This is a genomic window from Paraburkholderia elongata, from assembly GCF_013177735.1.
Classification (GTDB): Bacteria; Pseudomonadota; Gammaproteobacteria; order Burkholderiales; family Burkholderiaceae; genus Paraburkholderia; species Paraburkholderia elongata.
Genome location: NZ_WOEZ01000232.1, coordinates 16,289 through 38,537 on the forward strand (window position 1 = coordinate 16,289; position 22,249 = coordinate 38,537).

A 22,249-nucleotide genomic window follows, 5' to 3' on the forward strand; every position below is an offset into this window, starting at 1 on the left:
GCCGCTAGCCCTGGCGCTGCGACAGATCCGGCGTGAACCGGCAACCCAGCCGATACCGCGAGCCCGGATGCACGAAACGCGCGAACGTGACCCCAACGCCGCTCGTCCATGTGCGGCGCATCAGCGTCAGGCACGGTTCGTCGGCGTGAATTTCCAATAACTCGGCTTCGGCGCGCGTCGGCAGGCCCGCGTCGACAACATGCTCGACGTCGTGCGCCGGGACGGTCTCGAACAGATACTCGGACGGCCTCGTCGTGGAGAAATCCTGCTTGAGGAAGTCAGGTGCCGTTGCCGGATTGACGTAGCGGTCTTCGAGCTGCACCGGCAAGCCATTCTCGCGATGCACGCAAATCACATGAAACACGGAAGCGCCAGGCGCGAGCCCTAACGCGTTCGACACCGTCACCGGCGCGGTTTCGCGTTGCGAGAGGACCGTGTCGTAGCTGTATTCGTGACCGCGCGAGCGGATCTCGTCGCCGATATGGGCGATCATCAGTAGTGTGGATTGCGGCTTGGTTTGCGCAACGAAGGTGCCGACGCCGGACACGCGGGTGACGAGGCCTTCATCGGCGAGTTCGCGCAGCGCGCGGTTCGCCGTCATGCGCGACACGCCTAACGCCGTGACCAGGTCCTGCTCGGACGGCAGACGGTCGCCCGCTTGCCGCGCGCCCGATTCGATGATCTGGCGGACGTGGTCTTTGACCTGTTCGTAGCGGGCGGCTGGTGCGTCGGTCGACACATGCGCGGTTTTCATCGCTGCTCTACATCGTCAGGACCGCGCGCCCAGAACGCATTGCGGTCGAAATAGTTTTGCAGGAACTGCCGCAAACGCGGCTGCCCCGCATCGTGAAAGACTTCGCGCGGCTTGCCTTGCACGGCGATGCGCCCCTGGTCGATGAACATGACCTTGTCGGCGACCCGCGCGGCAAAGCCCATTTCGTGCGTGACCACGGCCATCGTCATGCCGTCGCGCGCCAGCTGCTTCATCACTTGCAGCACTTCGCCGACCAGCTCGGGATCGAGCGCCGAAGTCGGCTCGTCGAACAGCATGATGTGGGGCTCCATCGCCAGCGCGCGTGCAATGGCCACGCGCTGCTGCTGGCCGCCCGAGAGTTTCGACGGGTAGGCATCGCCCTTATGCGCGAGGCCGACTGTTTCCAGCATCGCATTGGCGCGGCGGCGCGCTTCGTCACGCGACAGATGGCGCACGCGCAGCAAGGCTTCCATCACGTTGCCGAGCGCCGTCATGTGCGGCCACAGATTGAATTGCTGAAACACCATGCCGACGTTGCGCCGCACGCGATTGATCTCGCCTTGCGCCGCTCGCACGCGTTTTCCATTGCGCTCGCTGTAGCCGAGCAGTTCGCCTTCGATGCGCACGTCGCCCTGATCGTAGGTCTCGAGCGCGGCGAGGCAGCGCAGCAGTGTGCTCTTGCCCGAGCCCGACGGGCCGATGATGCAGACCACTTCGGAGCGGGCGATCTCGAGATCGACGCCGCGCAACACTTCAACTTCGCCGAAGCGTTTCTTCAGGTCGCGCACTTCGATCAGCGGCGCGCCGGGCGGCGTATCGAAGGCAGCGGTGGACGCGGAGGAGGGCATGTCGGCGATGGCGTTCATAAGGTGGTCCGGGTTCCGTTCATGCCATGAAGCGCGCGATGCGGGTTTCGGCCCACATGCCCACGCGCGAGGTCAGTTCAACCAGCGCGAGATAGCACACGCACAGCACCAGCAGCGTTTCGACGAAAGCGAAGGTGGCCGAGCCGATGCCGGTCAGCACGAACGTGAGTTCGGGGACGGTGACGATCGACAGCACGGCGGTTTCCTTGCTCAGCACGATAATCAGATTGGTCAGCGCGGGCACGATCAGCACCAGCATTTGCGGCATCTGAATGCGCAGGACGGCTTGCCAGCGGGTGAGTCCGAGACAGGATGCTGCTTCGAGATGGCCCGGCGGCACCGATTGAAAGCCCGAGCGGAATGCTTCCGCGAAATACGCGCTGCCGTAGAGGCCTAAGCCGAGCACGCCGGCCGTCATCGGTTCAAGCGTGAGGCCGAAGGAAGGGCCACCGTAGTACAGCAAAAACAGTTGCACCAGAAATGGTGTGCCGCGAAATACTTCGATATAGAAGCGCAATGCGCCGCGCACCCAGCGTCCGCAAAAAAGCTGCAGCACGGCGATCAGAAAACCGATCAGGATGCCGATCGCTACGCCCGCGGCCCAGGTGCCGAGCGTAGTCGCGAGACCGGCGGCAATCGGCTGCAGATTGTGCGTGATGACGGTGGGGTCGAGCTGTTGCATGGCTTATCCGATCTCAAGCTCAGGGCCGCTCAGGCGTGCTGCAAACGGTATTCGGCGGCGTGCGCGACGAGCGCCAGGCTTCCGCAGATCACGAAGTAAATTAGCCCGGCGGCGAAGTAGGCTTCGAGCGGCCGATAGGTACTGGCCGCAATGTTCTGCGCGGTGCGCGTCAATTCGGCCACGCCCACCACCGAGATCAGCGACGAAGCCTTGATCAGCAGCACCATTTCATTGACGAGCGAGGGCAGTGTCAAGCGAAACGCCTGCGGCACCAGAATGCGCCGCAGCATATCGAACGGTGAAAGTCCGAGCATGCGCGCCGCTTCGATATGACCCGGCGGAATGCTGAGGAAACCACCACGCAGAATCTCGGCGATATAGGAAGCGGAACACAGCGACACGGCGCTGATCGCCGCGACGATGGGCGATACATTGATCCCGGCAAACGGCAGCAGGTAGTACACCAGCAACAGTTGCACCAGCATCGGCACGCCGCGAAAAAAGAACACGTAAGCGCCGCCGAACATGCGCCAAGCGCGCTTCGGCGAGAGGCGCGCCGCGCACACGCCGATCGCGACGAAGAAACCGATCAGCAGACCGGTCAGCGAAATGCCGATGGTGGCGAGCGCCGCATGCAGCAGCAGCGGCAACCCCTGGACGAAGACGGTCGTGCTGAACATAAGCGTCGCACTCGCTAAATCAACGCATCAATAGTTCGGCGTCGGCATCGTAGTCGGCGCATCCATCGCGACACCGAACCACTTTTTCTGCAAGATCGCGAGGCGCCCGTCGTTGTGCATTTTCACGAGCGCCGCGTTGAAGGCATCGGCGAGCGGCTTGCTATCCGCGTCTTTACGCAGGCAGTAAGCAAAGTACACCTTTGCACCGAACGGCGGCTGCACGACGGCGAAGGTTTCGGGGCGTTGCTTGGCGACGTACGCGATGTTGGTCATCGAGTTCGCGACCGCCGCAATGCGCCCGGCGGCGAGGTCGGCGTAGGCCTGATTGTTGTCGACGTATTCGCGGATTTCAGGCGGCTTCGGCAAGGTGGCGACGTACGTCTTCAACTGGTCGAGCTGGGCCGAGCCTTTGCCCGCGCCGACAGTCTTGCCGGCGATATCCGACGATTGCTTGACGGAGGCGTCGTTGGCGCGCTTGAGTAGCGCATCGGTGGCGTCCGCGATCGGCAGGGTGTACGTGTAACGTTCCATGCGCGCCTTGGTGACCGTCAGCGGGCCGCCGACCATATCGAACTTGCCGGCTTCGAGACCCGGCAGCACGCTCGGCCACGGCAAGTCGATGAAGCGCACCTTCACGCCGATTTCCTTGCCGATCTCGGCGAACAGATCCTTATTGAAGCCCGCTTGCTGGCCGTTTTCAAGAAAGTCGAAGGGCGCGAACTGCATCTCGGTGCCGACCACCAGTTCGCCTGCTTTCTTCACTTTGGCGAGCTGATCTTCCGCGTGGGCGGTGACGCTTGCCGCGCACAACGCCAGCATGACCAAACGACACTTCCAGCCTGCAAGGATGCTCATGGGATTCTCCGGTTGGCAAAGCGGTGTCGCGCGAAAGCGGTTCGCGAGCGGACCCTGCGCGAGTCATGCGAGGCAGTATATACCGCAGTTTCCGCGCGAAATAAATAAACGCGCGAGTAGAGAAAAGCCCTTACGTGAAGCCCCGCGAAGCAACTTGCGGGTACGCTTTTGGCGGTATATACAACGAAGATGCATGAGGACGCACGAGGCGCGCGAGCGTGTCGTGCGTGATTCGTAAGCCTCCGTATATAAGCCTCTTTCCTCAGTTGAATTGACCGGCCTTCCAGGGAGCAGCTCAATGCCCGTGACCCGCATTCCGATCATCGATCTTGCCGGCGTTCGCGCGGGCGACCCGCAGGCTTTGACGCGCGTGGCGCATGAAATCCGCGAAGCGTGCACGACGATCGGCTTCTTCTACATCGTCAATCACGGCGTGTCGCAAATGGCAATCGATGCAGCCGAACAGGCCGCGCGCACGTTCTTTGCGTTTCCTGTTGAGACGAAGCGGCGCGCGGCGGTCAATCAACGGCATCGGGGTTTCAACGCACTCGGCGACGCCACCATGTATCAAGCGAAGCGCCCCGACTACAAGGAGTTCTTCAGCATCGGCCTCGAGTTGCCGGAGGACGATCCCGATGTGCTCGCGGGGCAGGCGCTGCGTGGGCCGAACAACTGGCCGGATTTCATGCCTGAGTTGCGGCCCGCGCTTTACGGTTATTACGAAGCGGTCGCGGCATGCGGCGCCGATCTGCTGCGGGCGGTGGCGGTGAGTCTCGGCGTCGACGAGCATTTCTTCGTGCCGCGCTATACGAAGCGGATGCAGCGCACGCAGATGGTCTACTATCCGCCGCAGCCGCCCCAGTCGGACGCGGATCAATTCGGCGTCGCGCCACATACCGACTATGGCTGCATTACCTTGCTCTGGCAGGATCAGGTGGGCGGCTTGCAGGTGCGTGAGATCGCCAACAATACGTGGGTCGATGCGCCGCCGATCGAAGGCAGCTTCGTGGTGAACGTAGGCGACTTGCTGGCGCGCTGGACCAATGACCGCTTCCGTTCCACCTTGCATCGCGTGATCAATGCGTCGGGGCGCGAGCGCTATTCGATCGCGACGTTTTATGATCCAACTTACGGTGCGATGGTCGATCCGCGTGAACTCGGCACGAGCGACGCTGACCTCAAGTACCAACCGGTCGCCGCGGGTGATTACATCCTCGGGCGGATCAATGATTCGATGGGTTATCGGAAGAAAGCAGCAGCTGAAGGAAAGCAAGGAACCACTGCATGACAGATAACAGTTTGGCAAACGGCGCAGGCAGCAGCGCAACCCACGCCGCAGCGCCGCTTTCCGCAACGCTCGATGCGCTGCGTGCCGCGCTCGGTGCCGACGCCGTGCGCATCGGCGAGCAGATCGGCGAACGCGCGATGACCGACTGGACGCGCCACGATCCGACGCGTCCCGCCGCGCTGCTCTTGCCGCGCAGCACGGAAGAAGTCTCGCGCGCGCTGGCAATTTGCCACGCAGCGCATCAACCGGTGGTGCCGCAGGGCGGCATGACCGGCCTCGCAGGCGGCGCGATTGCCCGCGCAACCGATGTTGCGCTGTCGCTCGAACAACTCGCCGGCGTCGAAGAGATCGACACCGCCTCGGCCACGCTAACCGTGCGCGCCGGCACCACTTTGCAAACGGCACAGGAGGCCGCCGCCGAAGCCGGCTTCGAACTCGCCCTCGATCTCGGCGCACGCGGCTCGTGCCAGATCGGCGGCAATCTGGCGACTAACGCGGGCGGCAATCGCGTGATCCAGTCAGGCACCGCGCGCGACCAAGTGCTCGGCCTGGAAGTCGTGCTCGCCAACGGCGACGTGCTGACTTCGCTCGGCAAGATGGTCAAGAACAATACGGGCTACGACCTGAAGCACTGGTTTATCGGTTCGGAAGGCACGCTCGGCGTGATCACGCGCGCGGTGCTGCGGCTCCATCCGCCACGCGCGGCGCGCCACACAGCGCTCGTCGCACTCGACGGTTACGCCGCCGCCGTGAACCTGCTGCGCCGCCTGTCTACGCGCTTTGGCAATGACATCGGCGCGTTTGAGATCATGTGGCCGGATTTCTACGATTTCGGCGTGAAGTTGACGGGCACGCGTTCGCCGTTCGCCGACTCGCACCCGCTCTATGCACTGATCGAACACGCAAGCTTCGACGCAAGCGACGACGGCGAACGCTTCTCCGCCGCGCTGACCGAAGCGCTCGACTCAGAAGCGATCCGCGACGCGGTGATCGCGCAATCGGTGGCCGACGTGCGCGCGTTATGGGCGATTCGCGAATGCACCGCCGAGTTTCCGGTACGGCTGGATCCGATCAACTTCGACGTGAGCTTGCCCATCGGCGAGATCGGCGCTTTCGTCGAGCGTTGCCGCGCGGCGCTCGATCAGCGCTGGCCGGGCAACGCGTCGTATTTCTTCGGCCATATCGGCGATTCGAATCTGCATGTCACCGTCGACGGCCATTCGATCCCCGGCGTCGATCACCATGCGGTGTATGCGTTCGTCTACGAGATGCTTAGACCCTTGCACGGTTCGGTGTCGGCGGAACACGGGATCGGTTTGCTTAAGCGCGAGTTCTTGCCGATCTCGCGCTCGCCTGCTGAATTGGCCGCAATGGCTGCAATCAAACACGCGCTGGACCCGCACGGCATTCTGAATCCGGGCAAGCTGTTTTGAGTTAAGTGGCGCGTGCGCGGCCCGTTCAGGGCGCTGCGGGCTCGCCGATGGGCTGTTCGCTGACAAGCGTGCGCAGCTCGCAAGCGAAACGGGCGTAGAGCCACGACAGCGTGGCGGCACTCAGCACGGAGAACAGCGTACTGAGAAACGCCTGACCCGCCGCGATCAGCATGATCTGCTGCACGGGATGCAATCCTTCGAGGAGCGGTTTGAGGACGAGCGCGACGGCAATGCCGATCAGCATCAGCGGCGCTGATACGACGAACATCATGCCGGCGATTTGCCAGAAATGCGTTCGGCTGTCGCGCCAGGCGGCCTTCAACGCAAAGCGGCTGCCAAGCGACAAGGCGGGGAACAGAAGACTGAGCCGTACCGCGATGAACAGGCCGGCTGCGAATGAAAGCAGGAGCGTGACTGCCGAAGCAATAGGCAGATTGAATACGAACTTGCCGGCCAGCATGATGGCGATGGCAAGCAACAACGTCGCTACGCCGATCACCAGGTAGAGTCCAGCATAGCGTGGCACCACACGGCTTTGGGCGGGAAACAGCGGCTTTTCTCCTTCGCCTAGCAGCACCGCGCGATGAATCTTGATGGATAGCAGGGCGCCGATGAATACGCGCGCGAGGTTCATCAGGCTCGATCCGGGCGCAGCGCGTATCGCCTCGTGAGCGCCTGCATCCGGCGGCGCCGCTGCGGCGGCGAGAATGTCAGGAAAAGCGAACGTGCAGGCCAGTGCTGCCATGAAGCTCAGCAAGAAAAACGGCATCGTTGTCACGATTTGCCACGTACTCAACCACGATTTGCCGGCGCACTCGCCGAAACTCATCTGCCGCATGTCGGTCACTCGTATTGTTCGTTTATGTTGTCATCCCGCCGGGCAGATTCTATGCCGCTTTGCGAATCGAACGTAAAAGAGTGTTCCGACTTAAGGGAGCCACCTTCGGGTCTTCCTCCGCGGGGTTCATGGACTCTCAGCAGTTAGCGAGCGAGCGCGTGCGCCTCAGTGCGCATTCAGATACCTGGCAATCACCGGATAAACATCCACCGCCGCGTTCTTGCCGAAGATGCAGTCGATATGCCCGTAGCCGGGAATCAGATGCCGCTCATACGGCTGCTCCGGGAAGCGATTGATCAGCATGTCGTACGTGAGCTCGGTACTCTTCGGCAGATAGGTTTCGTTTTTATCGCCGTGGATGAAGCCGATCGGCAGGCGCATGCCTTCCAGACCTTTCATGCCGTCCATACCCGTCAGGTAAACGTCTTTGCCCTCGGCATCGACAACCTTGCCCGCTCGTACCATGGCGGCCAGATGCTTGAACACTTCGATGTCGTGCACGCCAAGCAATTCCTGCAGGTTCGAGTGAAGGGTCTCGTTCAATTGTTCATGCTCGTAGAGCAGGCCGTAAAGGAAGGTCGCCCGATGGCAGATCGGGCTGCCGCAGCCCTGTTTGTGATTGAGCGGGTAGAGCCGCAACGCTTCATCGAGCAGGTTATGGGGCCACGACCTGTGCTCTGTAAAAGCGGTCAGGTCGAGTACGCCGAGATGCTTCATGATGTCCGGGACGTGCAGCCCGCACTTGATCTTTTCCAGCGTGCCCGGCACCGGATGCGCCGAGACCTGCGATATGACCGCCGAGCGCACGCCCTCGAGGCCGGCCAGCAGCGACATCGTGAGCGCCAACCCACCCATGCAGTGGCCCAGCACCTGAATCTCCGGCGCGCCGGTCAACTCCCGCACTGTGGCGACCGCGGCCGGAATGTCCTCGCGAGCGACCTTGTCGACGTTGGTCGGCACCAGCACGCTCGGCATTTCGATGCTGACGCGCAGATCGACGAGCCACACGTCATAGCCGGCCGCGCTGAGATATTCCACCAGGTTGGTCCCGATCAGGTCGGTGGAGTAGATGCGGCTCGACACGCCCGAGCCGTGGATCAGCAGCACGGGACGCAGCGGCTTGTTGGGCGGCCCGGCGTAGCGCGTGAGTCGCAGGGTGGTCCCGTCGGGCGTGCCGAAGAAGGTCACTTGCGGCACGGGTGCGCGCAGCACGCGCTTCAGGCGCGGCGGCGCTTTCGGATCATAAAACTGCAAGGGCGCGGCCACGCCGCCGTATTCGGTGAACAGCACGCCCGCAAAAAACTTGCCGAACTTCAGGGTCCATTCAAGGCGCGTTTTCAGATCGGGCGCATTGGTGACTGCAAGCGTACGTTGCTGCTTGAGGAAATTCTCGGGCGTGATGATCAGCGTTGCTTTGCCGATCGCCGGCGCATCCGCTTGTGCGGCCTCGCGGATTTCCGCGTAGAGCGTGTTGGTCTGTTCCCACAGATTGATCGGCGACGTACGCGTGATGATCTTCTGTCCGCTCAGGTAGTACGTCTTGCCTTCAGTAGAGTTGAGCGTCATGCGGTAATTCATATTGCGCTCATCCACGTCCGATTCATTGACCACGAACAGGTTGAAGGTGCCGTCGGCGATCGTCATAGGTTGTGCGGAAAGCGCGGGGCAAGTCAGCGTGCCGGTGGTGTGGGCCAGATGTTGCGGATTGCTCAGCATATCGGCAAGATCGTCCGATTCCACCGTCAGCGTAAATTCGATCGGACTGGTGGCGGCAACGCCTGCGACGGCCGGCGTATAGGTGCCGATCATCGTCTCGGTGAAGTGCAGGCCGATCTGTTGGGGCGCCGGTGCATCAGCCGTGCCCTTGGCCAGGTAGTCGATGTTCCAGCCTCGCGCGTCGGCGAGCAGCGCGCAATTACGTTCCGCTAGCGCGGAAATCGTCAGCAGCGGATTGACGCCGAGCGACATCGGCATGACCGCGCCATCCATCACATACAGACCTTCGTGCACCGCATTTCCTGTCGTGCCGCTGAAAACCCGGCCCTGATGGTCGACGACGCCGCGCTCCGCGTCCTCGCCCATCCCGCAGCCGCCGAGCGGATGCACGGTGACGGTACGGTTCTTGAGCATCCTGGTCGAAATCGGGTTGCGCACATATTTGCCGCCGAGCGGCGCCTGCGCCTTCTCGAGCGTTTCTTCGACGGTTTGGAAGATCGGCTGCTTGCCGGCGTTCGGCCAGTCGATGCGCGGCCTGCCTTCATCATTCACGCTGATCTGGCCGCTTTCGTCGTCACGCGCCATCACCAGGTAGGTTTGCGTGTGGTTGAGGGCACCGTAATAGGGCCCGCGCAGGAAGCTCTCGATCACGCGCGCGTCGTAATCGAGCGGTTCCCCGGCGGCGCGCGGGGCGGGAATGTCGACGCCTTCGAGCGGCGCGGCGCCGCCGAGCATGGCGACCATCGCGGCGCCGACCGGCCCGGCGAGCGAACCCTCTTCGATCACGAAGCCGTCTTTCACGTTAGGGGTATTGCGGTGGTCGATGATGCCGGTAATGGTCGGCCCGACCGGCGGGATGTCGCCTTTCTTGTGCGCACCCCAGCCGACGCCGTTGATCACCTCCTCGGTGTTGTACGCAAAAGCCAGGACGTCGCCGTTTCCGGTGAAGTGTTTGCCGAGCATGTCCGAAACGCTCAGCCCCTCCTTGTGCGAGCGCTGCAGAAGGGCGGTCGAGCCGATCGTGCCGGCCGACACGATGACGATATCGGCGCTCACGAACAGATCGGGCGCGTGATAACTCTCGCGGCCCAGTTCGACCTCCTGAAAGTGCACGATCCACTTTTGCGTGGCTGCGTCGCGCAACACCGAATGCACCGCTGCGCCCGTGAAAATATCTGCGCCGTGCGCGACTGCGTCGGGCAGATAGTTCATGTGCGTGGAATTTTTCGCACCGTAATTGCAGCCTGAGTTGCAATCGCCGCATCCGACGCAGGCTTGCTGTTCGACACCCGCAGCGTTGGTGCGGTCCTCGAAGGTGACGGTGACCGGCGGGGGGTAAAAGCGATCTTCCATGCCGAGCGCTTGCGCGGATTGTTTGAGCGCCTGCAGTTTCGGCAGCTGCAGAAAATCGCCCGACACCGGCGACGGCTGCAGCATGGCGCGGGCAAGTTCGTAGCCCTTGTCGCGTCCCGTCTTGTCGGCGCGTAGCGCCTCGGGCCAGCGGTCGTCGTTCCATAACCGCGGTTCGGCTTCGAGCGCGACGTTCGCGTTGATCAGCGACGTGCCGCCCAGTCCGCAGCCCACCACCGCATTCACGTCTTCGTTCACGTGTACTTCGAGCAGCGCGAGCGGCGAGCCGACCTGTGCGAGGGCGGTGTTGTATTGCATCTGCGCGGCGCCTTCGATCGGCGTGCGCGGAAAGTCGCCGGCCATGAATTCGCGCCCGCGTTCCAGCACGCACACGCTTCTGCCGGCGCGCGCCATACGGCTCGCGGCAATCGCACCGCCATAGCCCGAACCCACCACCACGACATCGTAGTGCGGCTGCATTGCTGTCAGGGCGCTCGATAAGCGGTTCATCAGGACCACCTCGTCAGGAATGGGATGCCGGGTAGGGGAACCCGGACTTCGGAAGGAAGACGGCGTGCGCCTACGGCTTTTTTATCGTAGGCGGTGCGCGATGACAAAAAAAGGCGCATCGTACGGGGCGCGTGGCGCCTGTATGGGGCGTGCTCGATTTGCGAAAAGGGGAAAAAGCCGCCGGCAGCCCAAGCAGCCTGTCAATGCGCTATTACGCGGCCACTTCATTCATTTCGCTGTCGCTCGATTCGGCGGCAAGCAGGTTCAACGCGAGCAGAATCGCCGCGCGATTGTCGAGGTCGATCTCGATACCGAGCACGTCAGTCAGCCAGCGGCCGATCTTGGTATTGGAAAATTCGTCGGCACCGGCCGTCTTTTTCATGGTGACGCCAAGTTTGACGGCGCGATAGTGATACGAGGGCACACGATGCTGAGCCGCGACTGCCGACAGGCCGCCTTTTCCTTCCGAGCACCAGCCGAGGCTGCCGGCCAGCACGATGCGCTCCGGTTCGTCGAGACTGTCGATAAAGGCGCGCGCTGCGAGCCGCACGCGTTGTTCGTCGAGGCCGTATTGCAGCAACACGCTTTCGACGGGGTCTTCCAGCGCTTGCGCGTGCAGGTCGATTTCCTGCGCCATGCCTTCGTTTTCCATCGACACATTGCGTTGATGGCCGGCGCTGCGCAGGCAGTCGATCAAGTAACGGCGAAAATACGCGCACAGTGCGAAGCCGTTGGACGGCGCGCTGTCGGCGCAGGCATGGGTTTCGGTGTGGCCGGGCGCGAGGCGCAGCACTTTCGAGTAGATGAACTGCGCGACCAGTTCTTCCTTGTCCTCGCCGAGCGCCTGCAATTCAAACGGGTGATAGGTGCGCAGCGCCCGCTTGACCAGGTCGACCATCGACACCATTTCGTCGGCGGACAACTGGGTACGCCGGCGCCACAGATCGGGCAGGATCGCATCGTCGAGATTGCGGACGAACGCGTGGCTCGGAACTGCGCCCATGAAAACCTCCATAAGGGGTAAAGCAAGGAGCGCGGGGAGCCTCGACTGCAGGCAAAGAAGGGGGTGTTGGAACTTTTAAGCCGCGCTGGAATGTGAACTCAGTATGGTTTCCAGCGCCGGCTTCGCCTATATGGATTAAGTGGTAGCTGATGGGTAAACTGCCGGGTAAACCATCCGGTCAGAACAATCTGCCGTGCCGGACAAAGGAGACCGCATGATGCGGGCCGACCCTATCCAGCGTGCAATCGACGAAGACCTGGTGCGCGTGCTGTACGCGCAAGACCCGATCGCCTTCTTTTCGCACTGGTTTTCGATCGCGGTGCTGGTGGCGATTTACTGGCCGAACGTCCCGTCGCCGCGGCTGTTCGTGGCGTGTTTCGGGTTTTATGCGGTGGCCAATTGCGGCGGCCTTGCGCTGTGGGTCTGCAATCGCCGGTACCCGCACCTCGTCACGCCGCGCGGCTGGATCAACCTGCACGCGGTGCGCGGCGTGCTGCTGTATAGCGCGCCGGGCCTGGCGGTTTGGTTCGCGTTCCAGAGCCCGCAAACCGATTTGCCGCTGCTGCACACGGTGATGCTCGTCACGCTGGCGGCCGGCGTGTTCATGTCGAATGGCTTCGATCTGCTGAACTTTTCGACCGCGATTCCGTTTCTGCTCTTTCCGACCATCGTGCTGCATTTCGGCACGCATACGTTCGACCGCACGATTCTCGCGATCGTCCTCGCGTTCTTCTTCTGCGCGATCAACGTCTATGCGCTGAGCTATCGCAAGCTGTTCCAGCAGGTCGTGCAGGCACGCGTCGATCAGCAGTACCTGGCGGAGTCGCTGGCGGCGCAAAAGCGGGTCGCCGAAGAGGCCAGTCTCGCTAAAACGCGCTTTTTTGCCGCCGCGAGCCACGATTTGCGCCAGCCGCTGCATGCGATCGGCCTGCTGGCGGCTTCGCTCAACGACACGGCGGCGACGCCCGTGCAGCATGCGAAGACGGCCCAGCACATCGTTTATAACGTCGAGGCGTTGAACCAGCTGTTCAACCAGGTGCTCGATCTCGCCAGGCTCGAAAGCGGCGTGACTCAGGTGATTCGGTTGCATTTCCGGCTGTCGGAGCTGTTCGAGCGGGTCGGCAGCCAGTACCGCCCGCAAGCCGCGGCAAAAGGGCTGGCGCTGCGGATCGCGCCGGCCTCGGTGGTCCTGCATGACGATCCGGTGCTGCTCGAACGCGTGCTGAGCAACCTGGTCTCGAACGCGGTGCGCTATACCGAGGAAGGCGCGATCTGGGTGGGCTATCGCCGCGCCGGGCGTCGTTCGGGCGGCTATATCGAGGTGCGCGATTCCGGTATCGGCATTCCGGCCGAAGAACATGAGCGCATCTTCGAAGAGTTCTATCAGGTCGCCAATCCGCAGCGCGACGCGCGCCAGGGTCACGGTTTGGGCTTGCCGACGGTGAAGCGTCTCATCGAGATGCTCGGCGGCGAGTTGCAACTGCGCTCGGCGCCCGGCCGTGGCTCGGTGTTCCGCTTTCCGGTGCAGGCGGGCGACGCCGGCGGGATTGTCGCGAGCCTGAACGAGGCGGTGGCGGGCGGGCCGTCGGCGCAAGGGCGGCGCGTACTGTGCATCGACGACGAACCGTCGATTCTCGAAGGCCTCACGAGTCTGCTGGGACGCTGGGGTTGCATCGTGCGTGCCGCGCGCGACGAGGTCGACGCGCTCGTCGCGCTGGAAGACGGCTTCGTGCCGGATGCCGTGCTATGCGACTACCAGCTGGCCAATCACCGAACCGGCGCGCAGGCGCTGTCGGCCGTGCGCAATGTGCTCGGGCGGGCGGGGCACGAAGGCGTGGTGACCTTGCTGATCACGGGCGACATGGCGTCGGCGGAACTGGCGGCGCTGGCCTTGCAGGGGATTCCGGTACTGCACAAACCGGTCGCGCCGGCGCGCTTGCGGCGCACCCTGGAAATGCTGTGGCAGCAGGCGGAACTGGATAAAGGGCGGGCGGCGTGAGCGGCGGCATGAGCGCCGCCCATCGACCCGTCGTTACAGGGTTTTCCCGGCCTCGAGCCAGCCGTTGATCACGGCGATCGCCGTGGAGCGGTTGTGCACGCCGAGCGCCCGGAAGATTACCGACAGATGCACCTTGACCGTCCCTTCCGCGACGCCCAGTTCACGCGCGATCATCTTGTTGGTCCAGCCGCGATGCACGAGCCGCATGATGTCCTGCTGTCTTGGCGACAGGTTCTCCAGCAAATGTTGCTGGTGCGGCTGCAGCGCCTGGATCTGCACGATCGGTTCGGTGAGCGCGGCTCCGCCCTGAGTCGAGGCGTGGGCGGCGCCCTGAGCGGCAAGCTCGGCCGCTTCGGCGTGCGCCGGTGCGGCGTGCGTCTCACGCGAGCCCAGCAGGCTGAGCGCTTCCATCGGGACATAGGCGCCGCCTGACAGGACCAGTTCGATCGCCTTGAGCATGACGCTGGCCGGCTGCCGCTTGGGCACGAAGCCGAGCGCGCCGGCGGCCAGCACCGCGCGCATTTCGTCGGGCGATTCTTCCGCGGAGAGCACGACGACCGGCAACGCAGGGTTCGCCTTCAACAGAACTTCAAGCGACGAAGCGCCGCTCATGCCCGGCATATGCAAATCGACGATGGCAAGGTCGTGGTCGGCATCGGGCCGCGCGGCGGCCGCGAGTGTTTCCCAGCTATCGGCTTCGTCGAATTGCGCGTCGGGATCGAGACCGCGCAGCAGGCCTTTGACGCCTTGCCGGATCAGTTCATGGTCGTCGGCCACAAGAAACTTCATGATGTCTCCGCGAGTCGGGCCTGCGCGTTGTGGACTACCCCCGCCGTGCTTCTGGCTTTACTTCCCGTTTTACTTCTATTTTCGATTCGCGTCATTGCCGGCTACCCCGCGATCATATGCCGATCGTAGCGCGGCGCGCCTTCCGGTTCGCCGCATAAGTAAACATCTATTTGTATGATCGCCGGCTGGTTCGCTGCACCAGCATTATGTGTAAGGTAGGTCTCCCGCGCATAGGTTCCGGCTTGTTACGAAGACGAGCCGCACGCCGCAATTTTTGAAGCCGTCCACGCAGGATTCCGAAGGTTATGCGCACCGGGTGAAATCACGCAAACGTATGATTCATTTGATCGCGAATAATGTCGCATTCATCAGAAGCTTGAATGCGAAACCGAGCGACATCGCCGAGGCCACGCCGAAGCACCACAGTGCGACGAACCACAGCCAGCCGGGCAGTCGGCGCGCCGGCGGTTGAGACGCGCCGCGGGCGGCGTTGGCGCCCGCGTCTGCGTCCTTAATGATAGTGATGTTGGTCGCCATGACGCACCTTGCCACGAAATACCCAATAACCCATCGTCGTATAGGCGATGATGACCGGCAGAATCACCGCGGCGCCGACCAGCGTGAACATCTGGCTCGAGCGCGGCGCGGCGGCTTCCCAGAGCGTCATGCTCGACGGAATCGCATACGGCCACAGGCTCACCAGCAGCCCGGCGTAACCGAGCAGCACCAGCAGGAGCGCGAGCACGAACGGTGTGTTGTGATGCCGCGCACGCACCGCGCGGTGCATGAAGAACGCGCAGATCGCCACGAGGAACGGCACCGGCAGCAGACGGTAGAACAGGTTGTCGTGGAACCAGCGTTGCGCGATATTCGGATCTTGCAGCGGCGTCCACAGACTGACCATCGCGATGAACCCGAGCAGCACGAGCGTCAGCGGCCACACCACGCGATGCAGGCGGCGTTGCAGATCGCCTTCGGTTTTCGCGACTAGCCAGCAGCAGCCGAGCAGTGCGTAGGTGATAACCAGACCGAGGCCTGTCAGCAGACTGAACGGCGTAAGCCAGCCGAAGGCGTCGCCCGCATAGCCGCCGTCGATCACCGGGATGCCTTGCAGGAACGTGCCCAGCGCGATGCCCTGAAAGAAGGCTGCGCCCGCCGAGCCGCCGATGAACGCCAGATCCCACAGATGTTTCGTGCGCTTGGCCTTGGCGCGAATCTCGAACGACACGCCGCGGAAAATCAGGCATACGAGCATGAAGATCAGCGGCAGATACAGCGCGGACAGCACGGTCGAGTAGACCACCGGAAACACCGCGAACAGCGCGGCGCCACCCAGCACCAGCCAGGTTTCGTTGCCGTCCCACACGGGCGCGACGGTGTTCATCATCAGGTCGCGTTCTTTCTCATCGGGGAAGAACGGGAAGACGATGCCGATGCCCAGATCGAAGCCGTCGAGCACCACGTACATGAATAGGCCTAGCGCGATGATCGCGGCCCACGCTACGGTTACGTCCATTTTCTTTCTCGCAAGCAGAGAGGTTAGGCGGCGTCGATCACGTGATCGGCGGCGGACAGCGGGCGGCGCGCGGTCTGATTCGGGGTGTGCTCAGGCACGCCGTGCGGCGTGTGTCCCGGCAGCGCCGGACCCGAGCGCATCAGCTTGAGCATGTAGTAGACGCCGGTGCCGAACACGAGGAAGTAGACGACCACGAACGCCATCAGCGAGATGCCGACCTGCTGCGTGGTGAGCGGCGATACCGCCTGCGAGGTGCGCATCACGCCGTACACCACCCACGGCTGACGGCCTGCTTCAGTGGTGACCCAACCCGCCAGCAGCGTGATGAAGCCGGTCGGGCCCATTGCCACGGCGAAGCGCTGGAACCACTTCGCTTCGAACAGGCGTTCGCGGCGGCGCAGCGTCCATGCGGCCACAGACATCAGGATCATCAGCACGCCGAGCCCGGCCATGATGCGGAAGCTCCAGAACACCACCGTCGAGTCCGGCCGGTCTTGCGGCGGGAATTCCTTCAGGCCGCGAATCTCGCCGTCCCAGCTATGCGTGAGGATCAGGCTGCCGAGGTGCGGAATCGACACGGCATAACGCGTGGTCTCCGCTTGCATATCAGGAATGCCGAACAGATTCAGCGCGGTGCCGCCTTTCTCGGTTTCCCACAGACCTTCGATCGCCGCGATCTTGGCCGGCTGATACTTGCGCGTGTTCAGACCATGCTGATCGCCGACGAATGCCTGAATCGGCGTGAGGATCAGGAGCAGCCAGAGCGCCATCGAGAACATCTTCTTGACCGCCGGATCGCGCCGGCCGTGCAGCAGATGCCACGCGCCCACCGCCGACACCACCAGCCCCCCAACGATGAATGCCGCCAGCGCCATATGCGCGAGCCGGTACGGGAACGACGGATTGAAAATGATCTTGAACCAATCAAGCGGTACGACATGGCCGTTCACGACTTCGAAGCCTTGCGGTGTTTGCATCCAGCTATTGGAGGCGAGAATCCAGAAGGTCGAGATCAGCGTGCCGATCGCCACCATCAGCGTCGCGCCGAAGTGGGCGCGTGGGCTCACGCGCTGCCAGCCGAACAGCATGATGCCGAGGAAGCCTGCTTCGAGGAAGAACGCGGTCATGACCTCGTACATGAGAAGAGGTCCGGTGATGGGCCCGGCGAAACTGGAGAAGCCTGACCAGTTGGTGCCGAACTGATAGCTCATCACGACGCCGGACACGACGCCCATACCGAAGGCGACTGCGAAGATCCTCGACCAGAACAGGCAAAGATCTTTGTAGTACGCCTTGCCGGTTTTCAGCCAGCGCCATTCGAGGACGGCGATGAAGCTGGCGAGGCCGATGCTGAGCGCCGGGAAAACAATGTGGAACGAAACGGTGAACGCAAACTGAATGCGGGCGAGATCGAATGCCGAAATTGCGGAGTTCATGATCGTGAAGTGCTTTAGGTGCGTCATGCCCGGAGGCGGGCTACGCGCGTCGACTGTTGTCGGTGCGCACTGCGCTGGGCAGATGGCGGAAGAGTAGGGCAAGACACGGCTTTTTGCTGCGACGCGACGTGCGTCAAAAAACCACGTTGTTTCGCGCGGATTTTCGATTTTGAGATGGCAAATGCTTGATAGGTATCAAGTTTTCCTTATTACGCGTTTGCGCGTGTTTCTCGTGGTCGGCGCGGAACTGCGGCAATAGACCGCGCTGCAGCAATGCGGCTCCGGCGCTTTCGCCGCGAGGTCCCTCACTGCGGACGCCGCATTCCAGTCATGTCAGTCGGCGATCGCCACAATAGGCGGCGCGAGCGCTCAACGCCGCGGGGACGAAGCCTAGGCGATCGAGATAAACAGTTGCTTGCCGCATGCAGCCGCGTATCTGCGCAACGTGTCGATAGAAGGCGAGTGCTGCCCCGAAGCAAGCGCCCGTTCGAGCCGTGTGATGGCAGGCGCTTTCGTGCCCATGCGCTCGGCGACTTGCGCCTGCGTCAAGCCGGCTTCGCGCCGCGCGGCGAGCATCTGATCGAGCAGCGCGAATTCTTCACGGTTCAGCCGCTCGTATTCGGCGCGTACTTCGGGATCGGCGAGCGCCCGTTCGCGCATTGCCTTATAGGTTGCCATTTCTGATCTCCAGCAGTCTTTTGCGCGCCACGTCCAGTTCGTTACGCCGCGTTTGTTGCGACTTCTTCTTCACGAAACTGTGAAGCATGACGATTTTCCGTTCCACGATCGCGCAGTAGAACACTCTGGCGAAACCCTCGGCGCCTTTGAGGCGCATCTCGAACAAGCCGCCACCCATTGATGCAGTGTGCGGCTCGCCGAGATTCGGGCCGTATTCCTCCATGCGATCGGCCAGCGCGATAAAGCGCGCAAGCAGCGTTTTCGGCAATGAGGCAGCGTTCACTTTGACCTTTTCGTTGTAGAAACCGATCGTAAATGCCATTGGGATTCATGATAACAAATATGTTATTTTCGTACAAGCAAGCGACCTTGCCCGTTGTTGCTTTAAATCAGCAAAAACTGGAGCCGTTGCCTGGCAGGGAATCGAACGACGGGAAGAGGGCGAAAGCAGGACCGCGATGAACGGTTACAACGGCGTTGGCGCAGCGAGTACGGCGGGGTGCGGCGATTGCCTTGCGCCCGCCACGCCCTGTGCCTGCGTATCGCTGCGCCGGTCAAGCAGTTGGCCAGCCGATACGCGCCGCTCGACGCAACGCCGAGCGAACCACCAACCGATGGAACGGCGAGATGACGAGGATATAGAAACGCCCGAGCCGATTGTGGCAGTGCACGACGGTGGACAGGGTCAAATAGCGCGCGCTGCCCTCGCGCGTATCGCGCGTTTGTTGCAACACCGAAACCCGGAAGTCGAGATGGCTGTCGTTCTCGCCGAGGATGATCTCGCGCGCGCTGCGCGTGTAGATTCTGAAGATGTCGACCCGTTCCCTCGAACCGCGCGAATCCGCTATGCGCAACTGTTTCGACGTCTTGATTCCGAAGCGGGCAACTAGTGCATCGCGCAGCGCCAGCAGTTTCGCGACCCATCCCGCCTGGTGCGCGAACAGAAAACGCGCGAGCAATTCCGGGTCGTCGATTGCATTGTCCGGCAAGCGGACGGCGTACGCGTCCGCAAGGTCCGGGGCATCGTACAGGCGGGCCACGCCGGATTCGGCAGGCACGGCGACGGAAAACACGGAACGGTTGGTGTCTGGCATGAGAGGGCGCCGCGCTGAAAATAGATCGTGGAGGGAAGGGTGACTTCGCCGCGGGCGCACCGCAGTTCGATCGCGCGCGTGCGCGTCAAGTCTACGCGCGCTCGAGCGTCGGTGCCAATCGAGCCAATCGGGCGTGTGCGCTGGATGGCGTATGAATCGGTGTGAATTTTTGTTTGAAGTTATATGACGTCATATAAAAATATCAGCCGAACACGCTTGTTTTTATGGGTAATTCACCGGACAGCAAAGCCAGCGGGTAAGTGCCTAGTTGAAAACCGTCCTCTCATCGGTAATAGTACGTTATCGTACAACTAACGGACCATTCTCGGTCCGTTGCCGCCACGGCTCAACTGCTTGCCGTCCTCCGGCTCTAATTGCGCGCGGCGCTGTAAAGGAACCTTATGAAGAAGATTGCTCTGAGTGGGGCCGGCGGCCAGCTCGGCTCGGTAGTGCGCGCGGCGTTGATTGCGCGCGGGATCCCCTTGCGGTCGGCCGCGGGCTCGAAAGCCCTGATGCCCCTGGTGGAAGGCGAGGACGTGATGCACGGCGACCTGCGCGATCCCGCCGTCGTGGATCGCCTGCTGGAGGGTGTCGACGTGCTGATTCACTTCGCCGGCACGAGCGTGGAGCGTCCGCTGCCAGAAATCATCGACAACAACCTGCGCGCGCTGGTCGAGGTATACGAAGGCGCGCGCCGGCAAGGCGTTCGGCGCGTGGTGTTCGCCAGCTCCAACCATGCGATCGGCATGTATCCGGTCACCGACCATCTCAGTCTCGACTGCGCGCTGCGTCCGGACGGTTTCTACGGCCTGAGCAAGGTGTGGGGCGAAGCACTCGCGCGCATGTATTGGGACAAGCACGGTATCGAGAGTATTTGCGTGCGTATCGGCAGCTGCCTCGAACGGCCGACCGAGCAGAGGCACCTGAGCACCTGGTTCGGTCATCGCGACCTGATGCATTTCCTCGACCGTTGTGTCGAGGCAGAGGACGTCGGGTTTATCACCGTGTGGGGCGTCTCGGCCAACAAACGTAGCTGGTGGGACAACAGCGGCGCCGAGCGTTTGGGTTATCGACCGACGCAGGACGCCGAGGTCTACGCCGTAGAAATACTGGTGCGGCCGAACCCGCTCGATGCCTTGGGTCAGCGTTACCAGGGCGGCAGCTTCGTCGGCATCGATTACTCGCGCGACGACTCCGCGGGCAACGACACCGCGGGCCGGCCGTTCTGATTGGTTAAGGAATACGAGGAGACACAGTTATGAAAATCAAGGGCATCCGCTGGTGGATGGTCAGCCTGGTCGCGGCCGGGCTCATCATCAATTACCTCGCGCGCAATACGTTGTCGGTGGCGGCGCCGACGCTGATGAAAGACCTCAACATCACGACCGCGCAGTATTCGCATGTCGTGGTGGCGTGGCAACTTTGCTATGCGTTCATGCAGCCGGTTGCGGGCTACGTACTCGACACCGTCGGCACCAAGATCGGCTTTGCGGCGTTCGCGCTGGCCTGGTCGCTGGCTTGCGCTGCGGCGGCATGGTCGACGGGCTGGCGCAGCCTGGCGTTCTTCCGCGGCGTGCTCGGTATCGCCGAAGCGGCGGGCATCCCGGCCGGCGTCAAGGCGACGAGTGAATGGTTCCCGGCCAAGGAGCGTTCCGTTGCGATCGGCTGGTTCAATATCGGCTCGTCCATCGGCGCGCTGCTGGCGCCGCCGCTGGTCGTTTGGGCGTTGTTGCACGGCCAATGGCAATGGGCTTTTCTGATCGTCGGCGTGGCCGGGATCGTCTGGAGCGTGCTGTGGATGCTGCTTTACAAGCACCCGCAGAAACAGAAGCTATTGAGCGACGCTGAGCGCGATTACATCCTCAGTGGGCAGGAGGCGAAGCACAGCGAAGCCGGCGCGGTCAAACGCAGTTGGACTGCCATGCTCGGCAGCCGCGACTTCTGGGCAATCGGCATTCCCCGGATTCTTTCCGAGCCGGCCTGGCAGACCTTCAACGCGTGGATCCCGCTGTACATGATGACCGAGCGGCACATGAACCTGAAGGAAGTCGCGTTGTACGCATGGATGCCTTTTCTGGCTGCGGATATCGGCTGTGTGCTCGGCGGCTACCTCAGCCCGCTGTTTCATAAGTACGCGAAGGTCTCGCTGTTCACGTCGCGCAAGATGGTCTTCGTCGTTGGTGCGCTGTGTATGATCGGGCCGGCCTGCGTCGGGCTGGTGGCGAGTCCTTACGCGGCCGTTGCGCTCTTGTGCGTCGGCGGCTTTGCCCACCAGACCCTGTCGGGTGCGCTGTACGCGATCACCTCCGACATGTTCGGCAAGAACGAAGTCGCCACCGCCACGGGCATGGGCGGCATGGCGGGCTACCTGGGCGCGGCGGCGTTCACGGCGCTGTTCGGCGTGCTGGTCACGCAGATCGGCTACAGCCCGTTGTTTGTGGTGCTGGCGGTGTTCGACATCATCGCGGCTGCTGTGGTGTGCCTGCTGGCCCGAAGCGGCGACAAGGCACCTGACCCGCGCTGGGTGGTGGCGAGTGCTGCGGCCAAGTGAGTAATCTTGAGTAACGGTTAGGCCCGGGCCGCGAATCGCGCCGGGGAATGAAAAGGAAAATGGCGGCGCCCGAGGGCGCCGCCATTTGCTTGTGTGCCGAGCATGCTCAACAGCTCGGGGGTGAAAGTCCCCTATCCAGCCTGATGGTGGCGAAGGATTAGTGAAGCGTAAGGGCGTCGTCGCGAGGCGGGGTCTGAAAGAAGCGTGGAAC

20 protein-coding genes are annotated in these 22,249 nt (G+C 62.6%); 5 read left to right on the forward strand and 15 right to left on the reverse strand.

The features are described from left to right. Positions 1-4 precede the first annotated feature (4 nt). The 5 genes from hutC to GNZ13_RS40800 are packed head-to-tail and all read right to left on the reverse strand — an operon-like array spanning position 5 to position 3,837. Complete coding sequence (gene hutC / locus GNZ13_RS40780; protein ID WP_172175872.1) at positions 5-754, reverse strand: histidine utilization repressor; 750 nt, start codon at positions 752-754, stop codon at positions 5-7. Then, a complete protein-coding gene (locus GNZ13_RS40785; RefSeq protein ID WP_328807366.1) occupies positions 751-1,620 on the reverse strand; it encodes an amino acid ABC transporter ATP-binding protein in 870 nt (289 codons plus the stop codon). Before GNZ13_RS40785 ends, hutC begins: the two co-directional genes overlap by 4 nt. Before the next feature lie 19 nt (positions 1,621-1,639). Continuing rightward, positions 1,640-2,302: an amino acid ABC transporter permease gene (locus GNZ13_RS40790; protein ID WP_172175874.1), complete on the reverse strand. Its 663-nt coding sequence runs from the start codon at positions 2,300-2,302 to the stop codon at positions 1,640-1,642. Positions 2,303-2,331: 29 nt separating this feature from the next. Continuing rightward, the gene (locus GNZ13_RS40795) at positions 2,332-2,982 is read right to left on the reverse strand and encodes an amino acid ABC transporter permease (protein ID WP_172175876.1); all 651 of its coding nucleotides are present in this window, start codon (positions 2,980-2,982) and stop codon (positions 2,332-2,334) included. Positions 2,983-3,009: 27 nt separating this feature from the next. Further along, a complete protein-coding gene (locus GNZ13_RS40800) occupies positions 3,010-3,837 on the reverse strand; it encodes a transporter substrate-binding domain-containing protein (RefSeq protein ID WP_172175878.1) in 828 nt (275 codons plus the stop codon). Positions 3,838-4,135: 298 nt separating this feature from the next. On the opposite strand from GNZ13_RS40800, the gene GNZ13_RS40805 reads away from it, so the two are divergent. After that, positions 4,136-5,125 (forward strand): isopenicillin N synthase family dioxygenase, encoded by a 990-nt coding sequence (locus GNZ13_RS40805; RefSeq protein ID WP_172175880.1) that lies wholly within the window; start codon positions 4,136-4,138, stop codon positions 5,123-5,125. Beyond that, positions 5,122-6,558 carry an FAD-binding oxidoreductase gene (locus GNZ13_RS40810; protein WP_172175882.1) on the forward strand — a complete coding sequence of 479 codons (1,437 nt, stop codon included), beginning with the start codon at positions 5,122-5,124 and terminating at the stop codon, positions 6,556-6,558. Before GNZ13_RS40805 ends, GNZ13_RS40810 begins: the two co-directional genes overlap by 4 nt. A 25-nt stretch (positions 6,559-6,583) precedes the next feature. Here GNZ13_RS40810 and GNZ13_RS40815 read toward each other — a convergent pair whose 3' ends face one another. The 3 genes from GNZ13_RS40815 to GNZ13_RS40825 form a co-directional block, all read right to left on the reverse strand. Further along, entirely contained in the window at positions 6,584-7,396 is an 813-nt protein-coding gene (locus GNZ13_RS40815; RefSeq protein WP_172175884.1) for a hypothetical protein, read from the reverse strand. A gap of 165 nt (positions 7,397-7,561) precedes the next feature. Further along, positions 7,562-10,972 carry an alpha/beta fold hydrolase gene (locus tag GNZ13_RS40820; protein WP_172175886.1) on the reverse strand — a complete coding sequence of 1,137 codons (3,411 nt, stop codon included), beginning with the start codon at positions 10,970-10,972 and terminating at the stop codon, positions 7,562-7,564. A 211-nt stretch (positions 10,973-11,183) separates the two neighbouring features. Next, positions 11,184-11,975 carry a hypothetical protein gene (locus GNZ13_RS40825; RefSeq protein ID WP_172175887.1) on the reverse strand — a complete coding sequence of 264 codons (792 nt, stop codon included), beginning with the start codon at positions 11,973-11,975 and terminating at the stop codon, positions 11,184-11,186. Between the two features lie 217 nt (positions 11,976-12,192). Here GNZ13_RS40825 and GNZ13_RS40830 point away from each other — a divergent pair, with 217 nt between their 5' ends. After that, positions 12,193-13,974 carry an ATP-binding response regulator gene (locus tag GNZ13_RS40830; protein WP_172175897.1) on the forward strand — a complete coding sequence of 594 codons (1,782 nt, stop codon included), beginning with the start codon at positions 12,193-12,195 and terminating at the stop codon, positions 13,972-13,974. Positions 13,975-14,007: 33 nt separating this feature from the next. Here the strand turns inward: GNZ13_RS40830 and GNZ13_RS40835 are convergent, their stop codons facing one another. The 7 genes from GNZ13_RS40835 to GNZ13_RS40865 form a co-directional block, all read right to left on the reverse strand. Then, positions 14,008-14,763 carry a response regulator transcription factor gene (locus tag GNZ13_RS40835; RefSeq protein ID WP_172175888.1) on the reverse strand — a complete coding sequence of 252 codons (756 nt, stop codon included), beginning with the start codon at positions 14,761-14,763 and terminating at the stop codon, positions 14,008-14,010. A 339-nt stretch (positions 14,764-15,102) separates the two neighbouring features. Beyond that, positions 15,103-15,300, reverse strand: a complete 198-nt coding sequence (locus GNZ13_RS40840; protein ID WP_172175846.1) for a hypothetical protein — start codon at positions 15,298-15,300, stop codon at positions 15,103-15,105. Then, a complete protein-coding gene (cydB, locus tag GNZ13_RS40845) occupies positions 15,275-16,279 on the reverse strand; it encodes a cytochrome d ubiquinol oxidase subunit II (protein ID WP_172175889.1) in 1,005 nt (334 codons plus the stop codon). The genes GNZ13_RS40840 and cydB overlap by 26 nt, the downstream gene beginning before the upstream one ends. Before the next feature lie 23 nt (positions 16,280-16,302). Next, complete coding sequence (locus tag GNZ13_RS40850; protein ID WP_172175890.1) at positions 16,303-17,715, reverse strand: cytochrome ubiquinol oxidase subunit I; 1,413 nt, start codon at positions 17,713-17,715, stop codon at positions 16,303-16,305. 390 nt (positions 17,716-18,105) lie between these two features. Next, positions 18,106-18,393 (reverse strand): helix-turn-helix domain-containing protein, encoded by a 288-nt coding sequence (locus tag GNZ13_RS40855; RefSeq protein ID WP_063498788.1) that lies wholly within the window; start codon positions 18,391-18,393, stop codon positions 18,106-18,108. Further along, on the reverse strand, positions 18,380-18,715 hold the full coding sequence (locus GNZ13_RS40860; protein ID WP_172175891.1) for a type II toxin-antitoxin system RelE/ParE family toxin: 336 nt from the start codon (positions 18,713-18,715) through the stop codon (positions 18,380-18,382). The genes GNZ13_RS40855 and GNZ13_RS40860 overlap by 14 nt, the downstream gene beginning before the upstream one ends. A gap of 232 nt (positions 18,716-18,947) precedes the next feature. Further along, on the reverse strand, positions 18,948-19,487 hold the full coding sequence (locus GNZ13_RS40865) for a DUF2867 domain-containing protein (protein WP_172175892.1): 540 nt from the start codon (positions 19,485-19,487) through the stop codon (positions 18,948-18,950). A gap of 401 nt (positions 19,488-19,888) precedes the next feature. Between GNZ13_RS40865 and GNZ13_RS40870 the strand changes: the two genes are divergently transcribed. Both GNZ13_RS40870 and GNZ13_RS40875 read left to right on the forward strand, forming a co-directional pair. Further along, complete coding sequence (locus GNZ13_RS40870; protein ID WP_172175893.1) at positions 19,889-20,716, forward strand: NAD-dependent epimerase/dehydratase family protein; 828 nt, start codon at positions 19,889-19,891, stop codon at positions 20,714-20,716. 29 nt (positions 20,717-20,745) lie between these two features. Then, the gene (locus GNZ13_RS40875; protein WP_172175894.1) at positions 20,746-22,038 is read left to right on the forward strand and encodes an MFS transporter; all 1,293 of its coding nucleotides are present in this window, start codon (positions 20,746-20,748) and stop codon (positions 22,036-22,038) included. The last annotated feature ends 211 nt before the right edge of the window (positions 22,039-22,249 follow it).

What these genes read in the sequence shown, in the direction of transcription:
- hutC (WP_172175872.1), bottom strand. Translation starts at nt 754, where the DNA reads ATGAAAACCGCGCATGTGTCGACCGACGCACCAGCCGCCCGCTACGAA.
- GNZ13_RS40785 (WP_328807366.1), bottom strand. Translation starts at nt 1,620, where the DNA reads ATGAACGCCATCGCCGACATGCCCTCCTCCGCGTCCACCGCTGCCTTC.
- GNZ13_RS40790 (WP_172175874.1), bottom strand. Translation starts at nt 2,302, where the DNA reads ATGCAACAGCTCGACCCCACCGTCATCACGCACAATCTGCAGCCGATT.
- GNZ13_RS40795 (WP_172175876.1), bottom strand. Translation starts at nt 2,982, where the DNA reads ATGTTCAGCACGACCGTCTTCGTCCAGGGGTTGCCGCTGCTGCTGCAT.
- GNZ13_RS40800 (WP_172175878.1), bottom strand. Translation starts at nt 3,837, where the DNA reads ATGAGCATCCTTGCAGGCTGGAAGTGTCGTTTGGTCATGCTGGCGTTG.
- GNZ13_RS40805 (WP_172175880.1), top strand. Translation starts at nt 4,136, where the DNA reads ATGCCCGTGACCCGCATTCCGATCATCGATCTTGCCGGCGTTCGCGCG.
- GNZ13_RS40810 (WP_172175882.1), top strand. Translation starts at nt 5,122, where the DNA reads ATGACAGATAACAGTTTGGCAAACGGCGCAGGCAGCAGCGCAACCCAC.
- GNZ13_RS40815 (WP_172175884.1), bottom strand. Translation starts at nt 7,396, where the DNA reads ATGCGGCAGATGAGTTTCGGCGAGTGCGCCGGCAAATCGTGGTTGAGT.
- GNZ13_RS40820 (WP_172175886.1), bottom strand. Translation starts at nt 10,972, where the DNA reads ATGAACCGCTTATCGAGCGCCCTGACAGCAATGCAGCCGCACTACGAT.
- GNZ13_RS40825 (WP_172175887.1), bottom strand. Translation starts at nt 11,975, where the DNA reads ATGGGCGCAGTTCCGAGCCACGCGTTCGTCCGCAATCTCGACGATGCG.
- GNZ13_RS40830 (WP_172175897.1), top strand. Translation starts at nt 12,193, where the DNA reads ATGCGGGCCGACCCTATCCAGCGTGCAATCGACGAAGACCTGGTGCGC.
- GNZ13_RS40835 (WP_172175888.1), bottom strand. Translation starts at nt 14,763, where the DNA reads ATGAAGTTTCTTGTGGCCGACGACCATGAACTGATCCGGCAAGGCGTC.
- GNZ13_RS40840 (WP_172175846.1), bottom strand. Translation starts at nt 15,300, where the DNA reads ATGGCGACCAACATCACTATCATTAAGGACGCAGACGCGGGCGCCAAC.
- cydB (WP_172175889.1), bottom strand. Translation starts at nt 16,279, where the DNA reads ATGGACGTAACCGTAGCGTGGGCCGCGATCATCGCGCTAGGCCTATTC.
- GNZ13_RS40850 (WP_172175890.1), bottom strand. Translation starts at nt 17,715, where the DNA reads ATGAACTCCGCAATTTCGGCATTCGATCTCGCCCGCATTCAGTTTGCG.
- GNZ13_RS40855 (WP_063498788.1), bottom strand. Translation starts at nt 18,393, where the DNA reads ATGGCAACCTATAAGGCAATGCGCGAACGGGCGCTCGCCGATCCCGAA.
- GNZ13_RS40860 (WP_172175891.1), bottom strand. Translation starts at nt 18,715, where the DNA reads ATGGCATTTACGATCGGTTTCTACAACGAAAAGGTCAAAGTGAACGCT.
- GNZ13_RS40865 (WP_172175892.1), bottom strand. Translation starts at nt 19,487, where the DNA reads ATGCCAGACACCAACCGTTCCGTGTTTTCCGTCGCCGTGCCTGCCGAA.
- GNZ13_RS40870 (WP_172175893.1), top strand. Translation starts at nt 19,889, where the DNA reads ATGAAGAAGATTGCTCTGAGTGGGGCCGGCGGCCAGCTCGGCTCGGTA.
- GNZ13_RS40875 (WP_172175894.1), top strand. Translation starts at nt 20,746, where the DNA reads ATGAAAATCAAGGGCATCCGCTGGTGGATGGTCAGCCTGGTCGCGGCC.